18 protein-coding genes and 1 riboswitch are annotated in these 20,765 nt (G+C 71.8%); of the genes, 15 read left to right on the top strand and 3 right to left on the bottom strand.

Translation table 11 applies throughout. The features are described from left to right. Nucleotides 1–159 precede the first annotated feature (159 nt). Nucleotides 160–816, top strand: a complete 657-nt coding sequence (locus AB0K02_RS05145) for a hypothetical protein (RefSeq protein WP_365990971.1) — start codon at nucleotides 160–162, stop codon at nucleotides 814–816. Beyond that, complete coding sequence (locus tag AB0K02_RS05150) at nucleotides 813–2,318, top strand: serine/threonine-protein kinase (protein WP_365990972.1); 1,506 nt, start codon at nucleotides 813–815, stop codon at nucleotides 2,316–2,318. The genes AB0K02_RS05145 and AB0K02_RS05150 overlap by 4 nt, the downstream gene beginning before the upstream one ends. Nucleotides 2,319–2,383: 65 nt before the next feature. Here AB0K02_RS05150 and AB0K02_RS05155 read toward each other — a convergent pair whose 3' ends face one another. Further along, nucleotides 2,384–3,307, bottom strand: coding sequence for a class I SAM-dependent methyltransferase (locus tag AB0K02_RS05155; protein ID WP_365990973.1), 924 nt, complete (start codon nucleotides 3,305–3,307; stop codon nucleotides 2,384–2,386). 146 nt (nucleotides 3,308–3,453) lie between these two features. Continuing rightward, nucleotides 3,454–5,826, bottom strand: coding sequence for a YfhO family protein (locus AB0K02_RS05160; RefSeq protein WP_365990974.1), 2,373 nt, complete (start codon nucleotides 5,824–5,826; stop codon nucleotides 3,454–3,456). Nucleotides 5,827–5,950: 124 nt separating this feature from the next. Here AB0K02_RS05160 and AB0K02_RS05165 point away from each other — a divergent pair, with 124 nt between their 5' ends. From AB0K02_RS05165 to AB0K02_RS05215, 11 genes are all read left to right on the top strand, one after another. Further along, nucleotides 5,951–6,925, top strand: coding sequence for a glycosyltransferase family 2 protein (locus AB0K02_RS05165; RefSeq protein WP_365990975.1), 975 nt, complete (start codon nucleotides 5,951–5,953; stop codon nucleotides 6,923–6,925). Continuing rightward, on the top strand, nucleotides 6,922–7,335 hold the full coding sequence (locus AB0K02_RS05170; RefSeq protein ID WP_365990976.1) for a GtrA family protein: 414 nt from the start codon (nucleotides 6,922–6,924) through the stop codon (nucleotides 7,333–7,335). Before AB0K02_RS05165 ends, AB0K02_RS05170 begins: the two co-directional genes overlap by 4 nt. A 134-nt stretch (nucleotides 7,336–7,469) precedes the next feature. Beyond that, nucleotides 7,470–8,117, top strand: coding sequence for a SurA N-terminal domain-containing protein (locus tag AB0K02_RS05175; protein ID WP_365990977.1), 648 nt, complete (start codon nucleotides 7,470–7,472; stop codon nucleotides 8,115–8,117). A 67-nt stretch (nucleotides 8,118–8,184) separates the two neighbouring features. Further along, on the top strand, nucleotides 8,185–9,183 hold the full coding sequence (locus AB0K02_RS05180) for a nucleoside triphosphate pyrophosphohydrolase (RefSeq protein ID WP_365990978.1): 999 nt from the start codon (nucleotides 8,185–8,187) through the stop codon (nucleotides 9,181–9,183). After that, nucleotides 9,180–10,424, top strand: a complete 1,245-nt coding sequence (locus tag AB0K02_RS05185) for a cytochrome P450 (protein ID WP_365990979.1) — start codon at nucleotides 9,180–9,182, stop codon at nucleotides 10,422–10,424. The genes AB0K02_RS05180 and AB0K02_RS05185 overlap by 4 nt, the downstream gene beginning before the upstream one ends. 141 nt (nucleotides 10,425–10,565) lie before the next feature. Further along, nucleotides 10,566–11,528: a transglycosylase family protein gene (locus tag AB0K02_RS05190; RefSeq protein ID WP_365990980.1), complete on the top strand. Its 963-nt coding sequence runs from the start codon at nucleotides 10,566–10,568 to the stop codon at nucleotides 11,526–11,528. Nucleotides 11,529–11,798: 270 nt separating this feature from the next. After that, nucleotides 11,799–11,972, top strand: a riboswitch (cyclic di-AMP (ydaO/yuaA leader). Nucleotides 11,973–11,975: 3 nt separating this feature from the next. Next, nucleotides 11,976–12,653 (top strand): transglycosylase family protein, encoded by a 678-nt coding sequence (locus AB0K02_RS05195; protein ID WP_365990981.1) that lies wholly within the window; start codon nucleotides 11,976–11,978, stop codon nucleotides 12,651–12,653. A gap of 275 nt (nucleotides 12,654–12,928) precedes the next feature. After that, nucleotides 12,929–14,215, top strand: coding sequence for a phosphopyruvate hydratase (gene eno / locus AB0K02_RS05200; protein ID WP_365990982.1), 1,287 nt, complete (start codon nucleotides 12,929–12,931; stop codon nucleotides 14,213–14,215). Nucleotides 14,216–14,307: 92 nt separating this feature from the next. Then, a complete protein-coding gene (locus tag AB0K02_RS05205; protein ID WP_365990983.1) occupies nucleotides 14,308–14,781 on the top strand; it encodes a septum formation initiator family protein in 474 nt (157 codons plus the stop codon). Nucleotides 14,782–14,813: 32 nt separating this feature from the next. Further along, nucleotides 14,814–15,350: a DUF501 domain-containing protein gene (locus tag AB0K02_RS05210; RefSeq protein ID WP_365990984.1), complete on the top strand. Its 537-nt coding sequence runs from the start codon at nucleotides 14,814–14,816 to the stop codon at nucleotides 15,348–15,350. Beyond that, entirely contained in the window at nucleotides 15,347–16,339 is a 993-nt protein-coding gene (locus tag AB0K02_RS05215) for a Ppx/GppA phosphatase family protein (protein WP_365990985.1), read from the top strand. The genes AB0K02_RS05210 and AB0K02_RS05215 overlap by 4 nt, the downstream gene beginning before the upstream one ends. A gap of 6 nt (nucleotides 16,340–16,345) precedes the next feature. Here AB0K02_RS05215 and AB0K02_RS05220 read toward each other — a convergent pair whose 3' ends face one another. Beyond that, nucleotides 16,346–17,140 (bottom strand): VOC family protein, encoded by a 795-nt coding sequence (locus AB0K02_RS05220; RefSeq protein ID WP_365990986.1) that lies wholly within the window; start codon nucleotides 17,138–17,140, stop codon nucleotides 16,346–16,348. 521 nt (nucleotides 17,141–17,661) lie between these two features. On the opposite strand from AB0K02_RS05220, the gene AB0K02_RS05225 reads away from it, so the two are divergent. Continuing rightward, nucleotides 17,662–19,041: an NAD(P)/FAD-dependent oxidoreductase gene (locus tag AB0K02_RS05225; RefSeq protein WP_365990987.1), complete on the top strand. Its 1,380-nt coding sequence runs from the start codon at nucleotides 17,662–17,664 to the stop codon at nucleotides 19,039–19,041. A 196-nt stretch (nucleotides 19,042–19,237) separates the two neighbouring features. Continuing rightward, nucleotides 19,238–20,539, top strand: coding sequence for a cyclopropane-fatty-acyl-phospholipid synthase family protein (locus tag AB0K02_RS05230; RefSeq protein ID WP_365990988.1), 1,302 nt, complete (start codon nucleotides 19,238–19,240; stop codon nucleotides 20,537–20,539). Nucleotides 20,540–20,765: the final 226 nt, after the last annotated feature.

Below are 20,765 nucleotides of genomic sequence, written 5' to 3' on the forward strand. Positions count from 1 at the left end.
GGACCGCGTGACCCACCGTGGCCGGGACCGGTGACCTGGCGGATCCGGGCCGCAGTGATGCACCGGACAGCTGCTGCGTACAACCCCGGAGCCGTTGTCCTTGTCGGTGTATACGCTCGTCTCCTCGTCCCACTTCGTACGTCAGTGTCAGGAGCAGGAATGCACGGCCACGGCTTCCCGCCGCCGCAGCCACCGCGTCCCACCGCCGGGTCGCTCATCGCGCTGCGCGTCGTCTTCTCGGCCGTGACCGTGCTGAGTTGCGGCCTGCTGGGCTGGATCCCGATGCTGCGCCTCGCGATCGTGACGCGCAGGGCGCTGCACTGGATCCTGTTGTGCGCGCTGATCGTGTTCCACGTGGCCTGCCTGATCTACGTGGGCGAGAGCACACTCGAGGAGGACCCGGAGGCGGAGCTGTCCGACGCGGCGGCCCTCGTGCTGATCGCGTGGTTCGCCATCGGCACGTTCGGGGTGCTGACCTACTACCTGATCACGGACATCCGCCACTACGACAGGATCGCCGCGCCGCCGCCGCCCGCCCTGCCGATGCCCGGCTCCCCCTACCAGACGGCCGTTCCCTCGTACGGCTGTCCGCCGGCGCCCGTCCACCGCCACCCGGCGCCCGCCCCGCAACCGCAGTTCCCGACAGGGACCCCGCCGCATCCCGCACCCACGCCGCCCACCGCACCCGCCCCGCAGCCCCAGGCCGCCCCGCGGCCCGCGCCCGCCTCCGAGCCGCCGCGGTCCGGCCGCATCGAGCAGGTCCGCGCCGAGCTCGACGAGCTCAGCGACCTGCTCCGCAAGGAGGAGGACAGATGAACGGCCGGGTGGTCGCGGGCCGTTACGAGCTGTCCGCGCTCATCGGGCAGGGCGGCATGGGCCAGGTCTGGACGGCGTACGACACCCGCCTCGACCGCCGCGTGGCCGTCAAGCTGCTGCGGCCCGACCACATGGCCGCCGCCACCGCCGCCGACGACATGCGCCGCCGCTTCGTGCGCGAGTGCCGGGTCACGGCCCAGGTCTCCCACCCCGGTCTCGTCACCGTCCACGACGCGGGCAGCGACGGCGACGACCTGTACCTCGTCATGCAGTACGTGGAGGGCGCGGACCTCGCGGACCATCTCGCCGAGCACGACCCCTACCCCTGGGAGTGGGCCGTCTCCGTCGCCGCCCAGCTGTGCGCGGTGCTCGGCGCGGTGCACGCGGTGCCGATCGTCCACCGCGACCTCAAGCCCCGCAACGTGATGGTGAAGCCCGACGGCACCGTCACCGTGCTCGACCTCGGTGTCGCCTCCGTCATCGACACGGACACCACCCGTCTCACGCACACCGGTTCGCCGATCGGCAGCCCCGCCTACATGGCCCCCGAGCAGGCGATGGGCGGCGCGGTCGGCCCGTACACCGATCTGTACGCCCTCGGGGTGCTCCTGCACGAACTGCTCAGCGGGAACGTGCCGTTCGCGGGGTCGACCGCCCTCGGCGTCCTGCACCGGCATCTGTACGAGCCGCCGCTGCCGGTCCGCCAGGTCCGCCCCGAAGTCCCCGAGCCGCTCGAGGCGCTGGTCCTGCGCCTGCTGGCCAAGGACCCGCAGCACCGGCCGTCCGGCGCCCAGGAGGTGTACGAGACGCTGGCCCCCCTGCTGCCCGCGCGCGGCGCGCCGGCCGGGCCGCTGGACCCCACCCGCCCCTTCCTGCGCCCGCACGCGCCGTGGCCGGACCGGGTGAGCATCCCGTCGCCGGCCGCACCGCCGGTGGCGCCCGCGCCCCGGCCGGACGTGGCCGCGGCCGTCGACGAGGTCAAGCGCCTGCTCGGCGAGGGCAGCATCACCCAGGCGGTGGACATCCTCGGCGGCATCCTCCCGGCCGCCGCCGCAGAGCACGGCGAGCACTCGCCCGTCGTGCGGATCCTGCGCAAGCAGTACGCGGCGACGCTGATGGACGACGGCCAGTACCGCCGCGCGCTGCCCGAGCTGCGCCGCCTCGCCGACGACCGCACGGCGGAGGCGGGCCCGTCGGACCCGCAGAGCCTGCAGTACCGCTTCGACGCGGCCCAGTGCCTGGAGCAGCTCGGCGAGCCGGCCGCCGCCCTCACCGAGTACCGCGCGGTCCTGCCGTACTACGAGAACGCCGACCGCGACCGTGCGCTCCAGGTCCGCCACCGCATCGGCCACCTGCTGCTGGCGGTCGGCGACCACACGGCCGCCCGGCACCAGTTCCAGTCGCTCCTGCTCGACGCGGAGCGCGCGTACGGTCCGTACCACCAGCTCCCGGCGGAGCTGCGGCGCGCACTGGAGCGGCAGCAGCAGTTCCGCCCGGGATGAGACGGAAGGCGGCCCCGCCGCCGTCACCGGCAGCGGGGCCGTCCGCGGGGCGCGGCGTCGGGCGCTCAGCTCGCCCGAAGATAGGCCGACGTCGAGACCCTGCCCAGCATCCGCAGCCGGGACGAGCCGGACGCCAGGTGCTTGTCCAGGGCGTCCTGCACGCCGGGCCACTTCTTGTCGCCGTAGTCGTCGAGCACCACGATCCCGCCGGGAGCGGCGATCTCCTCGACCCACTCCAGGTCGGCCCGCACCCCGTCCTCGGAGTGGTCGCCGTCCACGATGATCACGCCGTACTCCCGGTCCGAGACGGCCGCGCGCACGTCGGGGTCGGAGGAGAAGCCCCGCTCGATCCGCGACGCGTACGCCTCCGGGCTGCCGGCGAGCGCCAGGTTGGCCCGCACGACGTCCTCCTGGACGGGGGTGCCCGTCGGGTCCGCGTGGTGGGTGGTGCCCGGCTGGAGCTGGGAGCCGGCCAGGGGGTCGACGATCGTCAGGTCGGGCCGGGTGCCGGACCGGTGCAGCATCCGCATCAGGGCGGAGGCGAACTGCCCGTGGAGGGTGCCGATTTCGAGGATGTTGCCGTTGGGCGGGGCCAGCAGGGGGACGGTGGCGAGCTTTCCGCACACGTTGGACGTGGAGCCCGCCAGCCTGCCCACGCCGAGCGCCTCCTGGGCGACCACCGTGCGGTAGGCGACGACGACGCTGCGGCGTGCGTGCTCGCTGCCGCCGCTCACCTGCTGTATCTGGCGCACCAGGGTGTCGATCGCGCCCGGCGTCGGCATCCGGTGCGTCCCCCTGCCCGTGCTGTCGAGGAGCAGACCCAGCGCGAACTGCCGGGTGCGCATCTCCTCGACCTCTCTGCGCAGGGAGTCCACGTCGGCCCGCAGGGTCCTGGTCACACGCTCCACGCCCCATCTCACGCGCGGTTCGACCAGCGTGAGGGCGGGGCGCAGGACTCGCTTCGTCAAACGGTTGGGCACAAAGGGCATGTCCGGGAACGTACGCGTGAAGGGCCCCCGACCCCACCAAGGGCTGATGCTGCGCAGGTGAAGTCTTGATGTCACGGCCGTGAAGGACCTTCCGGTTCCAGGTCGAGCGGAGGTGACGCCCGCGTGGGGGTGCCGCCACCCGCCGCTCACGCCTGCCGGGGGCCGGCTCCCGCGCCCGCTCGCCGCCTGACGAGCAGGACGGTGACGGCCAGCGCGACCAGCGCGCCCGCACCCGCGGCGGACCCCGCCACCAGGCCCGGAGGCCGGAACGAGCAGGTGACCGTCGAGGTCGTGCCGTCCAGCGGCACGGCGACCAGCCCCAGGTACGAGTGGGCCGGGCGTCCCTCGCAGCTCCAGCCCGCGATCCGCGGCGCGGCGAGCACGGCCGTGCCCTTCGTGCCCGGCGGCAGCTCGGCCGTGACGCCGCTGTCCGTGACGTCCACCCGCACCGCACCCGTCCTCGTGAGACCGGCGACCGCGGCCTTCAGCCGGTCGCGGTCCAGGCAGCCGACGCTCGCGTCACGCGGCGCCCGGCCGCCGTAGACGACGCGGGCGCCGGGCTCTGTGACCGTGCCGAGCGGGGTGAGCGCCGCCCGCCGCTTGGGCTGTCCGCCGCGCAGCTCGACCGCGGGGCCGTCGCCCACGCGCGCCGTCCCCGTGTAGTCGGGTGCCCACAGGAACACGTCGGTGCCGACGCGACAGGCGCCCGCGACCGGGGCCTCGTAGACCTTCGCGCCCAGCAGCAGCTCCTGGTTGCGGAACGGCGAGGCGCCGTAGCGCGGTTCGGTGCCGGCCGGCCGCACGGTCACGAGCGGGGCCGTCTCCTGCCGGACCACCTGCGGCTTGCCTTCGGGGGCGGTCCGCAGCCGGGCCCCGACCGAGAAGACGGCGTCCGTGACCGGGTTGTCCAGGGACTGCAGACTGCGGCCGCGCGACGTCCAGCCGCCGCCGAGCGCCGCCAGCGTGCGCGTCAGGACGTCGGGTGTGTGGCTGCTGTAGTACGAGGCGCCCTGGCCGCCCAGCAGGATCGGGTCGTTGCCGGTGAGCTGCGTGCGCCCGGGGTCCGTGCGGTAGCCGGGCCAGCCGTCGGCGGCGGCGACGGCCGCCGCCCGCTCGCTGTGCGAGGCGCTCCACGGCGGGTAGTCGTCGAGCCTGGCCGGGCGCTCGCGGTCGGCGTACGCGGTCGTCGCCGCGGCCTGGCCGGCGAGCGCCCCCGTGAGCAGGACCGCGGCCACCGCAACGGCCCGGCCCCGGGCGGCGAGCAGAAGGCCGCCGAGCACGGCGGCCAGCCCCGCGGCGAACAGCAGGTAGGCCGGGCCCGTGACCAGTTCGCTGGTGCTCGCGCCGAGCGCGATCAGGGCCACGACGGCGCCGCCCCCGAGGAGGGTGCGCCGTCCCGGCCAGCAGCGCGACAGACAGGTCCAGGCGGCGATGACGACGATGCCCGCGAGGACGAACGTCTGCCGGTAGGGGCTGCCGTTCGGGGTGGCGAAGGCGTGCCACACCAGGTGCGTCGGGCCCCACTGGAGCGAGACGGCGACCGCCACCACGAGCGCGGTCCACAACCGTCTCTCGCGCCTCGGCACGGACCGGTTGAAGGCGAGGCCGCCGGCCAGCAGCAGCGCGCCTCCGCCGACGAAGACGGCAGGGGTGAAGAAGCTGTACGTCGCCGGCAGCGTGCGGGCGAACACGTCCGTCCAGCCGGCCGGCGCGAACTCCTTCGTCCACCCCGGGTAGGCGTGCTTCGAGCCGAGGAACACCGGGACCAGGACCGGGGCGGACAGGCCGATGCCCAGCAGCACCGTCCACGCGGCGCGCACCAGGGCCTGTACCCTCTCCCGCGCCTGCGCGTCCTCCAGCAGCAGCCGGGCGACGAGCACCAGCGCCGCGCCGAGCGTGGCCATGTACGCGGTGTAGAAGTTGGCGATCCACACGAGCGCGACGATCACCGGGCCGAGCAGCGGCCTCCTGCCCTTGCGCGCCCACTCGCCGACCAGGCACAGCAGCGGGAAGGCGATCAGGCCGTCCAGCCACATCGGGTTGTACGACGCCTCCACGACCGACCAGCCGCACAGGGCGTACGAGGCGCCGAGCACCCCCGCCATCCACCGGCGGCCGTTGCCCTTGTGCAGGGCGGTGAGCAGCCAGGTCATGGCAGCGGCAGCGGCGGCCGTCTTGACGAGCGTCACCACGTAGACGGCGAGGTCGATCCCGTCCCGCGGGAAGAGGCCGACGAGCGGGGAGAAGGGGCTCGTCAGATACGTGCCGAGGTCGGGCAGCGCGCTGGTGCCGTAGCCCGACTGCCAGTTGAGCAGCACACCGCCGTCCGCACGTCCGTGGAGCAGGTCCCACAGGTGGGCGTGGAACGGGACGAACTGGTTGCCGAGGTCGTTCACGCTGCGGGTGCGCGGCCCGAAGGGGAAGCTGCGGGCGACGGCGTCGCCGGCGGTCACCGTCCCGACGGCGATCAGCGCGGCGAGGGCAGCGGCACGGCCGCGCGCGGAGGGCAGAGTCCACATGATGAATCGAATATGCCAGCGCCGATCGTCAAAACATCCTGCACGCGGGTCAGTTCACCGAATGGTCGCCTGTATGTCATGTGGAACACGGGGTGGGGACATTCGGGCGGGTTGTTGTTCTCCCGTGCTGATCTCGATAGTTGTCCCGTGTTTCAACGAAGAGGAGATCATCGGCCGCTTCCACGACCACGTGACCGCCGAACTGGGCCTGCTCGGGCAGGAATTCGAGCTGGTCTACGTGGACGACGGAAGTCAGGACGGAACGCTTGATCTCCTTAAGGAGATCGCCGAGGCCGACTCCCGTACGCGTTATGTCTCCTTCAGCCGCAACTTCGGCAAGGAGGCGGCGATGCTCGCCGGTCTCCGGCATGCCGAGGGCGACGCGGTCGTCATCATGGACGCCGACCTGCAGCATCCGCCGGAGCTGGTCCGACGCATGCTGCTGCTGCACGAGGAGGGCTTCGACCAGGTCATCGCCAAGCGCACCCGCAAGGGCGACCGGGTCACCCGCACCGTCACTGCCCGCGCCTACTACTGGCTGATCAACCGGCTGGTCGACGTCGAGCTCGTGGACGGGGTGGGCGATTTCCGGCTGCTGTCGCGGCGGACGGTCGACGCCATTCTGGAGCTGACCGAGTACAACCGGTTCTCCAAGGGAATCTTCGCCTGGGTCGGATTCCGTACGACGACTTTCGAGTACGAGAACGCGGTGCGCGAGCAGGGCCGCTCCAAATGGAGCTTCGGAAAACTGCTCAACTACGGCTTGGACGGATTGCTCTCGTTCAACAACAAACCGCTGCGAGCCGCGATCTATCTGGGAATGCTGCTCCTCGCGGTCGCCATGGCGTACGCGGCGTGGATCGTCGGTGTCGCCCTGGTGAACGGTGTGGACACCCCCGGGTATGTCACCCTACTCGTGGCGGTCATCGCGCTCGCCGGCGTGCAGATGCTGATGCTCGGAGTGGTCGGCGAGTACGTCGGCCGGATCTACTACGAGGTGAAGCGGCGTCCGCACTTCCTGGTGAAGGCGACCAACGCCGGCCTTCCCCTACGGGACGACGAGCGGAACAGGCGCACGGGGGAACTGGTAGGGAAATGACAGTACGGGGCCAGATCGTGCGGTTCGCCCTGGTGGGAGTGGTGAACACCGGGACGTACTACGGCCTGTACCTGCTGCTGCTGACCTGGCTCCCGTACGTGGCGGCACATGTCGTCGCCTTCCTGCTGAGCATGGTCGGCTCCTTCTTCCTGACCTCGTACTTCACGTACCGCACCCGGCCGACGTGGCGGAAGTTCCTGCTGTTCCCGCTGACCAACGCGGCGAACTTCGTGGTGACGACGAGCGGGGTGTACCTGCTGGTGGACGTGCTCCACCTCGGCAGCCGCTACGCCCCGCTGATCGCGGCGGCGGTGGCGATCCCCGTGACGTTCGTGGTCTCCCGCACGATCATGCTCCGGCCCGACAGCCGCCGCGAGCACGCTCCGGAGCGGGAGCGGGTGCGCACGTAGGCCCCGGCCGCCCCGCGCATCCCGACCGCCTGGCGAATCGTTTGGCGAATCAGTGGCCCACACCACTGCGACTGCCTACCATCGATCACCGCAAGGCTTTGTGCAGCGAAGCACAATCACGCCGGGAGGCCCCTTTGCACCGCCGTCGTCGCACCGCGCTCGTCGTCTCCGCGATCATTGCCGCCGCGCCCCTCCTCGCCGCCTGCGGCAACGAGGCACACCCCGGGGCCGCCGCCGTCGTCGGCGGGCAGCGGATCGAGGTGTCCACCGTCCAGGCCGAGGTCAGGGACGTGCGCGACGCGCAGCAGGCGTCACCCCAGGCCGCCCAGCTGATCAAGGACACCGGGCAGCTCGGGCGGGCCAAGCTCTACGACCTGATCGTGGACAGGATCGTGGCGAAGGCCGCCGCCGACGCGGGGGTGAAGGTCACCCGCAAGGAGATCCAGGACGCACGGGCCGCTCTCGCCGCGCAGTCCGGCGGGGAGGAACAGCTGGCCGCCATGTATCTGCAGCAGCGCGGGGTCGCGCCCGGCCGGCTCGACGAGGTCGTGCGCCGGGACGTCCTCGTGAACAAGCTGGCCGCCGCGCTCGGCGTGACGAACGGCCCCGAAGGGCAGCAGCGGATGAACGAGACGTTCACGGCCGCCGCCAAGTCGCTGAAGATCGACGTGAACCCGCGCTACGGCGCCTGGGACGACACCAAGCTGGAGCTCGGCGCCTACAAGGCGCCCTGGATCACGCAGGTGTCCCGGGAGGCGGAGGCCGTCGAGGCCGGCGCATAGGCCCTCTCTTTCGGATCCTGCCGGGCTCGACCGAAAGAGAGGACCTGAGCCGAGGTAGGTTCGAGGGGTGACCGAACCTGTCGACGCCGGCCGTATCGTCCTGCTGACCGCCAGCCACCGCGTGGCGCCCGGACTGCTGTCCTGGCCGGCGTGGCAGACGCTGCACGCCGCCGACCAGGTTTACTGCGCCGACGCCGCCCACCCGCAGCTGCCGTACCTGCGCGAGGCGGGTGTCGCCGTCGAGCGGGCCGCGCCGAGCGCCCAGGAGCTGGTCGACGCCTGTGCCGGGGGGCGCACCGTGGTCGTCCTCGCCTCCGGCGAGGGCGACCGGGCGCTGACCGACGGACTGGCCCGCCTCGGCGGTTCCGGCCAGGTGCGGATGCCGGACCTGGAGCTGCTGCCCGGCTCGTACGACCTGCCCGGCGCGCGGCTGCTCGACCTCGTCGAGGTCATGGACCGCATCCGCCGCGCCTGCCCCTGGTCCTCGCAGCAGACGCACAAGGGCCTCGCCAAGTACGGCATCGAGGAGGCCTACGAGCTGGTCGAGGCCATCGAGGACGGCGACCGCGACGAACTGCGCGAGGAGCTCGGCGACGTCCTCCTCCAGGTCGTCTTCCACGCGCGCATCGCGGAGGAGGGCCGCGCCGAGGACGGGTCGGAGCCGTTCTCGATCGACGACGTCGCCGGCACCATCGTCGAGAAGCTGATCCACCGGCATCCGCACGTCTTCGGCGACGAGACCGCCGAGACGCCGGAGGAGGTCAAGGCGCACTGGCTGCGCACCAAGGCGATCGAGAAGCAGCGCGCGTCGGTGACCGACGGCGTCCCGCTCGGCCAGCCCGGCCTCGCGCTCGCGGCCAAGCTCGCCTCACGGGTGCGGACGGCGGGCCTGGACGCGCCGCCGCCGGCCGGTGAGGGCATCGGGTACGAGCTGCTGCACCTCGCGGTGCGCGCCGAGGCGGACGGCGTCGACCCGGAGGCGGCCCTGCGCGCGGCGGCCCGCGCCTACCGTGACGCGATCCGCGCGGCGGAGGGGCACGGCGGCCCGGATACCGTCGGGGTGTGAACGACCCGAACACCCCGCCCGAACTCTTCACCTGGGAGTTCGCCACCGACCCGTACCCCGCCTACGCCTGGCTGCGCGAGCACGCGCCGGTGCACCGCACCGCGCTGCCCTCCGGGGTGGAGGCATGGCTGGTGACCCGGTACGCGGACGCGAGGCAGGCGCTCGCGGACCAGCGGCTGTCCAAGAACCCGGCGCACCACGACGAGCCCGCGCACGCCAAGGGCAAGACGGGTATCCCGGGTGAGCGCAAGGCCGAGCTGATGACGCATCTGCTCAACATCGACCCGCCGGACCACACACGGCTGCGCCGCCTGGTCTCCAAGGCGTTCACACCGCGCCGCGTGGCCGAGTTCGCCCCGCGGGTGCAGGAGCTGACCGACCGGCTCATCGACGCCTTCGCCGAGAACGGCGAGGCGGACCTCATCCACGAGTTCGCCTTCCCGCTCCCCATCTACGCCATCTGCGACATGCTCGGCGTCCCCCGCGAGGACCAGGACGACTTCCGTGACTGGGCGGGCATGATGATCCGTCACGGCGGCGGGCCGCGTGGCGGAGTGGCCCGCTCCGTGAAGAAGATGCGCGGCTATCTCGCCGAGCTGATCCACCGCAAGCGTGAACAGCCGGGAGACGATCTCATCTCGGGGCTCATCAAGGCGTCGGACCACGGCGAGCACCTGACGGAGAACGAGGCCGCCGCGATGGCGTTCATCCTTCTCTTCGCGGGCTTCGAGACGACGGTCAACCTCATCGGCAACGGCGTGTACGCCCTGCTGCGCAATCCCGTGCAGCGCGAGCGGCTGCAGAGCTCGCTCGCCGCCGGCGAGAGCGCGCTGCTGGAGACCGGTGTGGAGGAACTCCTGCGCTACGACGGCCCTGTCGAGCTCGCGACCTGGCGGTTCGCCACCGAGGCGCTGGAGATCGGCGGACAGCGGATCGCCGCAGGCGACCCCGTGCTCGTCGTGCTCGCGGCCGCCGACCGCGACCCGGAGCGGTTCACCGAGCCCGACACGCTCGACCTCGCCCGGCGCGACAACCAGCACCTGGGGTACGGGCACGGCATCCACTACTGCCTCGGCGCCCCGCTCGCCCGGCTCGAAGGACAGACGGCGATCGCGACCCTGCTCAGGAGGATGCCGGACTTGCGACTTGCGGGCGATCCGGCCGATTTGCGGTGGCGTGGGGGGCTGATCATGCGTGGATTGCGCACTCTGCCCGTTGAGTTCACCCCCCTCGAGAGCTGACGCACCGTCAAGTCTGTGACTTTCACGTGATCTGCGCTGCATCGACTTGTGACTCACGTTCGAATGCGGCTACGTTCACCGTCGACTCGGCAGGCATCAGCAGGCCGCACAGTCCCCAGTAGTCACGCGAAAGGCAACCGCATGCGCTCCGGGAACGGACGTCACCGCCGCCCCCGTCAGGCTCCGGCCATCGTCGTCGCGGCAGGGGTGACCGGATCCGCCATCGCGCTCCCGCTGCTCGGCGCCGGCTCCGCCTCCGCCGCCGACGCGGCCACATGGGACCGCGTCGCCGAATGCGAGAGCGGCGGCATGTGGAGCGCCGACCTCGGCAACGGCTTCTACGGCGGGCTGCAGCTCTCGCAGCAGACGTGGGAGGAGTTCGGCGGCACGGCGTACGCGCCGAGCGCCGACCTGGCGAGCCGTTCGCAGCAGATCGCGGTCGCGGAGAAGGTGCTGGACGCCCGGGGGCCCGACGCCTGGCAGGCATGCGCCCCGATCGCGGGGCTGACCAACGACGACGTCTCGACCGGTGTCGACCCCGGGGACCTGCTGCCCCTGCCGGACGCGAGCCCGGAGGACGGCGCCGAGGCGAGCCCCGAGACGACGGCCGACGCGGGCGCCGGCGCGGACGCGCCGGCCGGTTCCGGTGACGCGGCCGCCGACGACCCGGCCGGGGGCGAGGCGGGCCGTCCGCAGGAGGCCCCTGCGGAGGACGCCTCCCCGGCGCCCACGCCCGAGGACGGCGACGCGCCGGTGTCCGAGTCCCCGTCCGCCGGCACGGACGCCGGGGCGCCCGACTCCGCGACCGGCACGGGCAGGCACCGCGGCGAGCCCGCCCATGACGACACCGAAACGGGCATCACGGACGAGGGGCGCGAAAGCGGTCGTCATGCCTCGCGAGGTGACGCATCGGCACGTGACGGAGTGACAGCCGACGGCGCGTACACCGTCCAGCCGGGCGACACTCTGTGGGCCATCGCCGACGAGCGGGAGGTGCCCGGAGGCTGGAGCGCGCTCTACGAGGCGAACGAGAAGACCGTGGGTGCCGACCCCGATCTCATCCTCCCCGGTCAGAGCCTCGATCTCGGCCTGGGCGACCAGTAGTTCGAGCGGCGATTCGCTGCCATATGTCCGTTCTGTGCAAGTGAGACAAGCGTCTCTTTGCTGCAACTGGCCGACACTGTCCAGCAAATTCACCCAAGCCGTGCGCGACCTGCGCAAACGCCTCCCAAGTGGAGGGCGGTTCGGGCGATTTCTCCCCGATGTTCGACTTTGAACATCGGGGAGCGGTGTGTTTACGGTCTGAACCGCTCGCCATCGCGGGCACCGTCGACCGTCACGCCGAATCCTGCCGTCGGTCGGGGGGAACAGTCGTCGCTCAGTGCGCCGAAGGCAGGAGCGGGGGACCCAAGGTAAGTGCCGGTCCCGGCCGTCGCAGACGACGGCCGTGAACGGCTGGGGGTGGAGCCGCGCGCAACGACGCGCGGCCGGGCAACTCTTCCGGCCCGAACCCGACAGCTCACCTCGCAGGCGTCGGTGAGGAGAAGCTCCATGCTGCGTTCCGGCCATGCCAAGCACCGCCGCTCCACCGTCCTCGACCGGGCGGCTCGCCTCGCAACGCTCGCCGGCGTCGCCGGTGCCGCCATCGCTGCCCCGATGCTCGGCGCCACCTCGGCGTCCGCCGCCACCGCCGCCGAGTGGGACGCCGTCGCCCAGTGCGAGTCCGGTGGCAACTGGTCCATCAACACCGGCAACGGCTACTACGGTGGCCTGCAGTTCTCCGCCTCCACCTGGGCCGCCTACGGCGGCACCGCGTACGCCCCGTCCGCCGACCAGGCCTCCAAGTCCCAGCAGATCGCGATAGCCGAGAAGGTCCTCGCCGGTCAGGGCAAGGGCGCCTGGCCGAGCTGCGGCGTGGGCCTGTCCAGCACCCCCTACAACGGCGGCTCCGCCGAGCCGGCGCAGCCCGCCGCCGAGCCGGCCGAGAAGCGTGCCGAGGCCCCGACCACCCGCTCCGAGCGTGCCGAGGCCCCCGCGCCGAAGAAGGCCGCGGCCGCCACGTTCAAGAAGGGCGACGGCGAGTACAAGGTCAAGGCCGGGGACACCCTGGGCTCGATCGCGGAGGCCGAGAAGGTCAAGGGCGGCTGGAAGAAGCTCTTCGAGCTCAACAAGGACGTCATCGAGGACGCCGACGTCATCTACCCGGGCCAGCAGCTCCACCTGAGCTGACCCCCCGCCGTCCGCGTGCCCGCGGACGGGTTCCGAGCCCCCCGGTCCGGCGCTGCTTCCCCCGTAAGCGCCGGGCCGGGGTTCGGTCGTGAAGGGCCCCGAAGAGCCTTACTTACGGGTAGCTTGCGGGCGTTTTGTCCGGCACGCACAGCGTTCATGCCCTTTTTCGTCCCACGGGGCGGGCATCGGCCGGCCTTTGCCCCGGAGACGGTTAGGCTCTTGCCGCAAGGCCAAGCAGACCTCTGCACATTTCTCGCGTCACATCCCAGAAGGAGATGCTCGTGCCGTCCATCGACGTCGTCGTAGCCCGGGAAATCCTGGACTCCCGAGGCAACCCCACGGTCGAGGTCGAGGTTGGCCTCGACGACGGCAGCACGGGTCGTGCTGCTGTTCCGTCCGGCGCCTCCACCGGTGCGTTCGAGGCCATTGAGCTCCGCGACGGTGACCAGAACCGCTACCAGGGCAAGGGTGTCGAGAAGGCCGTCCTCGCCGTCATCGAGCAGATCGGCCCCGAGCTCGTCGGCTACGACGCCACCGAGCAGCGCCTGATCGACCAGGCGATGTTCGACCTGGACGCCACCGACAACAAGGCCTCGCTCGGCGCCAACGCCATCCTCGGTGTCTCCCTCGCCGTCGCGCACGCCGCCTCCGAGGCGTCCGACCTGCCGCTCTTCCGCTACCTGGGCGGCCCGAACGCGCACCTGCTGCCCGTTCCGATGATGAACATCCTGAACGGCGGCTCGCACGCCGACTCCAACGTGGACATCCAGGAGTTCATGATCGCGCCGATCGGTGCGGAGTCCTTCTCCGAGGCCCTGCGCTGGGGCACCGAGGTCTACCACACCCTCAAGAAGGTGCTGAAGACCAAGGGCCTGTCCACCGGTCTCGGCGACGAGGGCGGCTTCGCGCCGAACCTCGACTCCAACCGCGCCGCCCTCGACCTCATCCTCGAGGCCATCAAGGAGGCCGGCTACGCCCCGGGCAAGGACATCGCGCTCGCGCTGGACGTCGCCGCGTCCGAGTTCTACAAGGACGGCGCGTACGAGTTCGAGGGCAAGGCCCGCTCGGCCGCCGAGATGACCGAGTACTACGCGGAGCTCGTCGACGCGTACCCGCTGGTCTCCATCGAGGACCCCCTGTTCGAGGACGACTGGGCCGGCTGGAAGACCATCACCGACAAGCTCGGCTCCAAGGTCCAGCTCGTCGGCGACGACCTGTTCGTCACCAACCCGGAGCGCCTGGCCCGCGGCATCGAGGAGGGCGCCGCCAACGCCCTGCTGGTCAAGGTCAACCAGATCGGTTCGCTGACCGAGACCCTGGACGCCGTCGAGCTCGCCCAGCGCAACGGCTTCAAGTGCATGATGTCCCACCGCTCCGGCGAGACCGAGGACGTCACCATCGCCGACCTGGCCGTCGCCACCAACTGCGGCCAGATCAAGACCGGCGCCCCGGCCCGCTCCGAGCGCGTCGCCAAGTACAACCAGCTGCTGCGCATCGAGGAGATCCTCGACGACGCCGCTGTGTACGCCGGCCGCAGCGCCTTCCCGCGCTTCAAGGGCTGATCACGGGCTGACACCCCCGCCTCCGTACGTCCCCGGCCCCGGTCCCGTACCGTGTCCGGGGACGTTCGCGTGTGAAGGGGAGGCGAGAGAGCATGGCACGCAGGCCGGAGCCGGACCGGTTCTCCACCGCGACGAGGCTGCGGCTGCTCGGCGAGCAGACCGCCGCCCGCGTCTACCGGTCGCAGAGCCGCCGTCAGGCCCGCCGCTCCCGGCTCACCGGCCGGGCCGCGTTCCTCGCACTGATCGTCTGCTCCCTGGTCGTCGCCCTCGCCTACCCCATGCGCCAGTACGTCTCGCAGCGCGCCGAGATCGCCGAACAGGAACGCCGGATGGCCGAGGCCCGCGAGCGGGTCGAGGAGCTCCGCGACGAGAAGGCGCGCCTCCAGGACGACATGTACATCCGGCGCCTGGCACGTGAGCACCTGCACTACGTGCTCCCGGGCGAGACCGGCTACACGGTGATCGACCCCGAGACCGCCGAGGAGCGCCGTGAGGACGAGAGTGCGGCGGACCGGCCCTGGTACTCGAACGTCTGGAACGGCGTGGACGACGCCGACCGCCAGTAGCCCCCAGTAGCGACCACAGCAGCAAGGCAGGCATGGAAACCCCTCCTCCCACCACCGAGCACACCGAGCCGACCGACGCGGACATCGCCGCGTTCGAGCAGCAGCTCGGCCGGCCGCCGCGCGGACTGCGCGCCATCGCGCACCGCTGCCCCTGCGGACAGCCGGATGTCGTCGAGACCGCGCCCCGTCTGCCGGACGGGACGCCGTTCCCGACGCTGTACTACCTGACCTGCCCGCGGGCCGCGTCCGCGATCGGCACGCTGGAGGCCAACGGCGTCATGAAGGAGATGCAGGCACGCCTGGCCGCCGACCCCGAGCTGGCCGCCGCCTACCGCGCCGCGCACGAGGACTACATCGCGCGCCGCGACGCGATCGAGGTGCTCCAGGGCTTCCCCAGCGCGGGCGGCATGCCGGACCGGGTGAAGTGCCTGCACGTCCTGGTCGGCCACTCGCTCGCGGCGGGCCCCGGCGTGAACCCGCTGGGGGACGAGGCGATCGCGATGCTGCCCGAGTGGTGGCGCAAGGGCCCGTGTGTGACCGGCCTCGTCACGGAGGAGGACGACAAGTGACCCGCGTCGCCGCCGTCGACTGCGGCACCAACTCCATCCGGCTCCTCGTCGCCGACGTCGACCCGGAGTCCGGCAGCCTCGTCGACCTCGACCGGCGGATGATCATCGTCCGGCTGGGGGAGGGTGTCGACCGCACCGGGCGGCTCGCCCCCGCGGCGCTGGAGCGGACCTTCGCGGCCTGCCGCGAGTACGCCGCCGTCATCAAGGAGCTCGGCGCCGAGACCGTACGCTTCGTCGCCACGTCCGCCTCCCGGGACGCCGAGAACCGCGACGAGTTCGTCCGTGGTGTCCTCGACATCCTCGGCGTCGAGCCGGAGGTCATCTCGGGCGACCAGGAGGCCGAGTTCTCCTTCACCGGCGCCACCCGCTCCCTCGCCGGGCGCACCGATCTGGACAAGCCGTACCTGGTCGTCGACATCGGCGGCGGCTCCACCGAGTTCGTCGTCGGCGAGGAACACGCCCGCCCGTCGCCCACCACCACCCTCAACGGAGGCGCTGCGCGCCACACCCTCTCTCTTGCCGCCCGGTCCGTCGACATCGGCTGCGTGCGGATGACGGAGCGGCACGCGCCGAGCAGCCCCGCCACCCCGGAGCAGATCGCGGCGATCCGCGCCGACATCGAGGCCGCGCTCGACCTCGCGGCCGAGACCGTCCCGATCGACGAGGCCCGCACCCTGGTCGGCCTCGCCGGTTCCGTGACGACGGTGGCCGGGATCGCGCTCGGCCTCGACACGTACGACTCGGCCAGGATCCACCACTCGCGGATCTCCTACGAGAAGGTCGAGGAGGTCACGACGATGCTGCTGAACGCGACGCACGACGAGCGCGCGGCGATCGGCGTGATGCACCCCGGCCGGGTCGACGTCATCCAGGCCGGGGCGCTCGTCCTGCTCACGATCATGCAGCGCATCGGCGCCCGTGAGGTCGTCGTCAGCGAGCACGACATCCTCGACGGCATCGCCTACAAGGCGGCCGAAGGCTGGTTCTGAGGTGTCTCAGGCCGGCGGGGCGGGGGTCAGCACGACGAACTCCGCCCCCGCCGGGTCGTTGCACACCGCCAGCCGGCCGACGCCCTCCGCGTCCTCCGGGCCCATCGAGACCGACCCGCCGTTCTCCCGCACGCGGGCGACCGTGGCGTCGCAGTCCGCCGAGCCGAAGACGGGGTGCCAGTACGGCTTCGCCTCCCCCGAGTCGAACATGCCGGGCACGGTCATGAGGCCGCCGAACATCCGCTCCGGCGGATGGTCCTTCGGGGTCAGCAGTGTGTAGGTGCCGCCGCCGCCCGGGAGCTCCATGTCCTGGCCGCTCCAGCCGAAGACCGTGCCGTAGAAGTCCAGCGCGGCCGACGAGTCCTTCGTGTACAGCTCGACCCAGCCGAGGCTGCCCGGGCTGTCCGCGATCTCGATGCCCGGGTAGCTGCCGGGCTGCAGGACGGCGAACTGGGCGCCCTGCGGGTCGGTGAGCTGCGCGAACCTGCCCTCCTCCGACGTCTGGGACGGCGGGGTGCGGACGGAGCCGCCCGCCTGTTCGACGGCCTTGACCGTGGCCTCGATGTCGGGGGTGCGGAAGTAGATCATCCAGGCCGAGCGGGCGCCTTCCTCGGTGAGCGGCCCGATGGCGCCGACCACCTTGCCGTCGAGGCGGAGTGCCTTGTAGTCACTCGGCTCGGGGCCGAACGGATGGGCCTCCCAGCCGAAGACGGCGTTGTAGAAGGCCGCCGCCGCCGGGACGTCGCGGGCGCCCAGGTCGATCCAGCACGGGGAGCCGGGGACGAAGTCGGTGGTGATCATGGCGGGTTCTCTCCCTCCGGGGCGGTGTCTCAGGGCTCGTGGCACACCTTTTCCAGCCTGGCACCGGGCAGGGCCCGTCGCGCGCCGAACAGGGCGGAACCGCTCCGGCGGGACCTGGCATCCGACGGTGTCCGGGCCGCCGGGCCGGGTCGGGCGGACTGATCGGAGGGTCCTGGAAGCCGTCGCCGAAAAAGTTCGTGAAGTTCTTCACAAGGAATTCGGCCCCGACGGGCGCTCCGGAGCCCCGAAACCCTCTCTCCACCCGCCTGTTGGGCGTTCCGCAGCGGATTCCAAGGCATTCGGTATGCGTTGCCCTCAGAGGGGAAGGAGGAGTGGTTCTCCTGCCGAGAAAGGCTTAGGGGCCAGCTCACGGGGGGTGGACAACGTCCTCCGTTACACCGTGGTTCCCGTACCACGCCATGACCTCGGTCACGTGGGCGGCGCAGTGTAGCAGAGCACACCGCAGTGCTTGTGAAGGGGCTCACGAGCACCCCCTCCGAGGGGGGTGGATACTCGATGGCATGAGCACCACGGAGCGTCCCAGGATCCTCGTTGTAGGCGGTGGGTACGTAGGCCTGTACGCGGCACGTCGCATCCTGAAGAAGATGCGCTACGGCGAGGCGACCGTCACGGTCGTCGACCCGCGCTCGTACATGACGTACCAGCCCTTCCTCCCCGAAGCTGCCGCGGGCAGCATCTCGCCTCGGCATGTCGTCGTCCCGCTGCGACGCGTGCTGCCCAAGGCCGAGGTTCTCACCGGCCGGGTCACGACCATCGACCAGGACCGCAAGGTCGCCACCGTCTCCCCGCTGGTCGGCGAGGCGTACGAGCTGCCCTTCGACTACCTGGTCATCGCCCTCGGCGCGATCTCCCGCACCTTCCCGATCCCCGGCCTCGCCGAGCAGGGCATCGGCATGAAGGGCATCGAGGAGGCCATCGGCCTGCGCAACCACGTCCTCGAGCAGCTCGACAAGGCCGACTCGACGACCGACGAGGAGGTCCGCCGCAAGGCGCTGACCTTCGTCTTCGTGGGCGGCGGCTTCGCCGGTGCCGAGACCATCGGCGAGGTGGAGGACCTGGCCCGCGACGCGGCCAAGTACTACACCAACGTCAAGCGCGAGGACATGCGCTTCATCCTCGTCGACGCCGCCGACAAGATCCTTCCCGAGGTCGGCCCCAAGCTGGGCAAGTACGGCAAGGAGCACCTGGAGGCCCGCGGGGTCGAGATCTACCTCTCCACCTCCATGGACTCCTGCGTCGACGGCCACGTGGTGCTCAAGAACGGCCTCGAGGTCGACTCCAACACGATCGTGTGGACGGCCGGCGTGAAGCCCAACCCGGCGCTGGCCCGCTACGGCCTGCCGCTCGGCCCCCGCGGCCACGTCGACTGCAACGAGACCCTCCAGGTCAACGGCACCGACTACATCTGGGCCGCCGGCGACAACGCCCAGGTCCCGGACATGGCCGCCCGCAAGGCCGGCGTCGAGAACGCCTGGTGCCCGCCGAACGCCCAGCACGCGCTGCGCCAGGCCAAGGTCCTCGGCGACAACGTGATCTCCGGGATGCGCGGCTTCCCGCAGAAGACGTACGAGCACGCGAACAAGGGTGCGGTCGCCGGTCTCGGCCTGCACAAGGGCGTCGCGATGATCGTCATGGGCAAGGTGAAGATCAAGCTCAAGGGCCGGCTCGCCTGGTACATGCACCGTGGCTACCACGGTCTGGCCATGCCGACCTGGAACCGCAAGATCCGGGTCTTCGCCGACTGGACGCTCGCGATGTTCCTCAAGCGCGAGGTCGTCTCCCTCGGCGCGATGGAGAGCCCGCGCGAGGAGTTCTACGAGGCCGCCAAGCCGGCCCCGGTCGTCGCGAAGCCGGAGGCCGAGAAGGCCAAGGCGTCGTAACGACACCCGCAACGCCCCGAAGGGGCCGCCCGCCATCCGTGGTGCGGGCGGCCCCTTCGGCGTTCCGGGCGTCCGCCGGTGTGCCGTGCGGGCATTTTGCCTGTGCATTGCGTAGTGCGGGGAAGTACACAGGGTGGGCATCGTGTTGGACGCAAGTGGAGCGTTCCGCGGAACCACCCTCACGGAGGTGTGCGCCATGGCCGACGCCGCGCTGCGGCTGACCACTCTTGCCGAGGAAGTGCTGGGAGCGCCGCTTCCGGTGCGCATCAGGGCCTGGGACGGCAGCGAGTCCGGTCCCCCGGGCGCGCCGGTCCTCGTCGTACGCCACCGGCGGGCGCTGCGGCGGCTGTTGTGGCGGCCGGGCGAACTCGGCCTCGCGCGCGCGTGGGTCGCCGGGGAGATCGACGTCGACGGGAACCTCTACGAGGCGCTCGACCGGCTGTCCGGGATCGTGTGGGAGCGAGACCCCGACACCGACGCCGCCCCTGCCGTGCACCCGCTGCGTGACCCCCGGCTGCGGGCCGCCGCCCGCGGGCTGCTGAAGCTCGGCGGCGCGCTTCCCCCGCCGGCCGCCCCCGCCGAGGAGGTGCGGCGCCGCACCGGACCGCTGCACACCAGACGGCGCGACAAGGAGGCCATCAGCCACCACTACGACGTCGGCAACGACTTCTACGAGCTGGTGCTCGGCCCGTCGATGGTCTACTCGTGCGCCTACTGGGACGAGGGCGAGGGCACGCTTGAGGACGCCCAGCGCGACAAGCTCGACCTGGTCTGCCGCAAGCTGGGGCTGGCGACGGGCGACCGCCTGCTCGACGTCGGCTGCGGCTGGGGCTCGATGGCGATCCACGCGGCACGCGAGTACGGCGCGCAGGTCACGGGCATCACGCTGTCCCGCGAACAGGCCGCGTACGCCCGCAAGAGGATCGCCGACGAGGGGCTGACGGACCGGATCGAGATCCGCGTGCAGGACTACCGCGACGTCAGGGACGGTCCCTACGACGCGATTTCCTCCATCGGCATGGCGGAGCACGTCGGCCGCGTCCGCTACCGCGAGTACGCCGACCAGCTCCTGGCGCTGCTGAAGCCGGGCGGCCGGCTGCTCAACCACCAGATCGCGCGCCGCCCGGAGACGGACGAAGCGGCGTATCACGTCGACGAGTTCATCGACCGGTACGTCTTCCCCGACGGCGAACTGGCCCCGCTCGGCCGTACGGTCGCCACGCTGGAGGAGGCGGGCTTCGAGGTCCGCGACGTGGAGGCGATCCGCGAGCACTACGCCCGCACGCTGCGGGCCTGGGTCGCCAACCTGGAGGCGTCCTGGCCCCGCGCGTCCCGCCTGACGTCCCCGGGCCGGGCGCGGGTGTGGCGGCTGTACATGGCGGCGTCGGCGGTGTCGTTCGAACGGAACCGGATCGGAGTCAACCAGATCCTGGCGGTCCGGACGCCGACGACGGGCGAGTCGGGCCTGCGCGCGCGGACACGGGACTGGCGGGTCTAGCGGGCGGCTACCGCTCGGCGGGGCCGTTCCCCCGTCCGCCCTCCCACGCCGCCAGGCGGCGTGGGAGGTACCCCCGCCCGAACCGTGGGCTCCGCCCCCGGCCCCGCGCCTCGAACGCCGGCGGGGCTGGATTTCGCGGAGCGAATCACCCCCTCCGGGGGGCACCGCGCACGGCCGCCAGGCCGTAGGGAGAGGTCGAGGACACCGCGCACAGCGCGGCACCGGG

The organism is Streptomyces sp. NPDC049597, from assembly GCF_040675505.1.
Taxonomy (GTDB): Bacteria; Actinomycetota; Actinomycetes; order Streptomycetales; family Streptomycetaceae; genus Streptomyces.

What these genes read in the sequence shown, in the direction of transcription:
- AB0K02_RS05145 (WP_365990971.1), top strand. Translation starts at nt 160, where the DNA reads ATGCACGGCCACGGCTTCCCGCCGCCGCAGCCACCGCGTCCCACCGCC.
- AB0K02_RS05150 (WP_365990972.1), top strand. Translation starts at nt 813, where the DNA reads ATGAACGGCCGGGTGGTCGCGGGCCGTTACGAGCTGTCCGCGCTCATC.
- AB0K02_RS05155 (WP_365990973.1), bottom strand. Translation starts at nt 3,307, where the DNA reads ATGCCCTTTGTGCCCAACCGTTTGACGAAGCGAGTCCTGCGCCCCGCC.
- AB0K02_RS05160 (WP_365990974.1), bottom strand. Translation starts at nt 5,826, where the DNA reads ATGTGGACTCTGCCCTCCGCGCGCGGCCGTGCCGCTGCCCTCGCCGCG.
- AB0K02_RS05170 (WP_365990976.1), top strand. Translation starts at nt 6,922, where the DNA reads ATGACAGTACGGGGCCAGATCGTGCGGTTCGCCCTGGTGGGAGTGGTG.
- AB0K02_RS05190 (WP_365990980.1), top strand. Translation starts at nt 10,566, where the DNA reads ATGCGCTCCGGGAACGGACGTCACCGCCGCCCCCGTCAGGCTCCGGCC.
- AB0K02_RS05195 (WP_365990981.1), top strand. Translation starts at nt 11,976, where the DNA reads ATGCTGCGTTCCGGCCATGCCAAGCACCGCCGCTCCACCGTCCTCGAC.
- eno (WP_365990982.1), top strand. Translation starts at nt 12,929, where the DNA reads ATGCTCGTGCCGTCCATCGACGTCGTCGTAGCCCGGGAAATCCTGGAC.
- AB0K02_RS05205 (WP_365990983.1), top strand. Translation starts at nt 14,308, where the DNA reads ATGGCACGCAGGCCGGAGCCGGACCGGTTCTCCACCGCGACGAGGCTG.
- AB0K02_RS05210 (WP_365990984.1), top strand. Translation starts at nt 14,814, where the DNA reads ATGGAAACCCCTCCTCCCACCACCGAGCACACCGAGCCGACCGACGCG.
- AB0K02_RS05220 (WP_365990986.1), bottom strand. Translation starts at nt 17,140, where the DNA reads ATGATCACCACCGACTTCGTCCCCGGCTCCCCGTGCTGGATCGACCTG.
- AB0K02_RS05225 (WP_365990987.1), top strand. Translation starts at nt 17,662, where the DNA reads ATGAGCACCACGGAGCGTCCCAGGATCCTCGTTGTAGGCGGTGGGTAC.
- AB0K02_RS05230 (WP_365990988.1), top strand. Translation starts at nt 19,238, where the DNA reads ATGGCCGACGCCGCGCTGCGGCTGACCACTCTTGCCGAGGAAGTGCTG.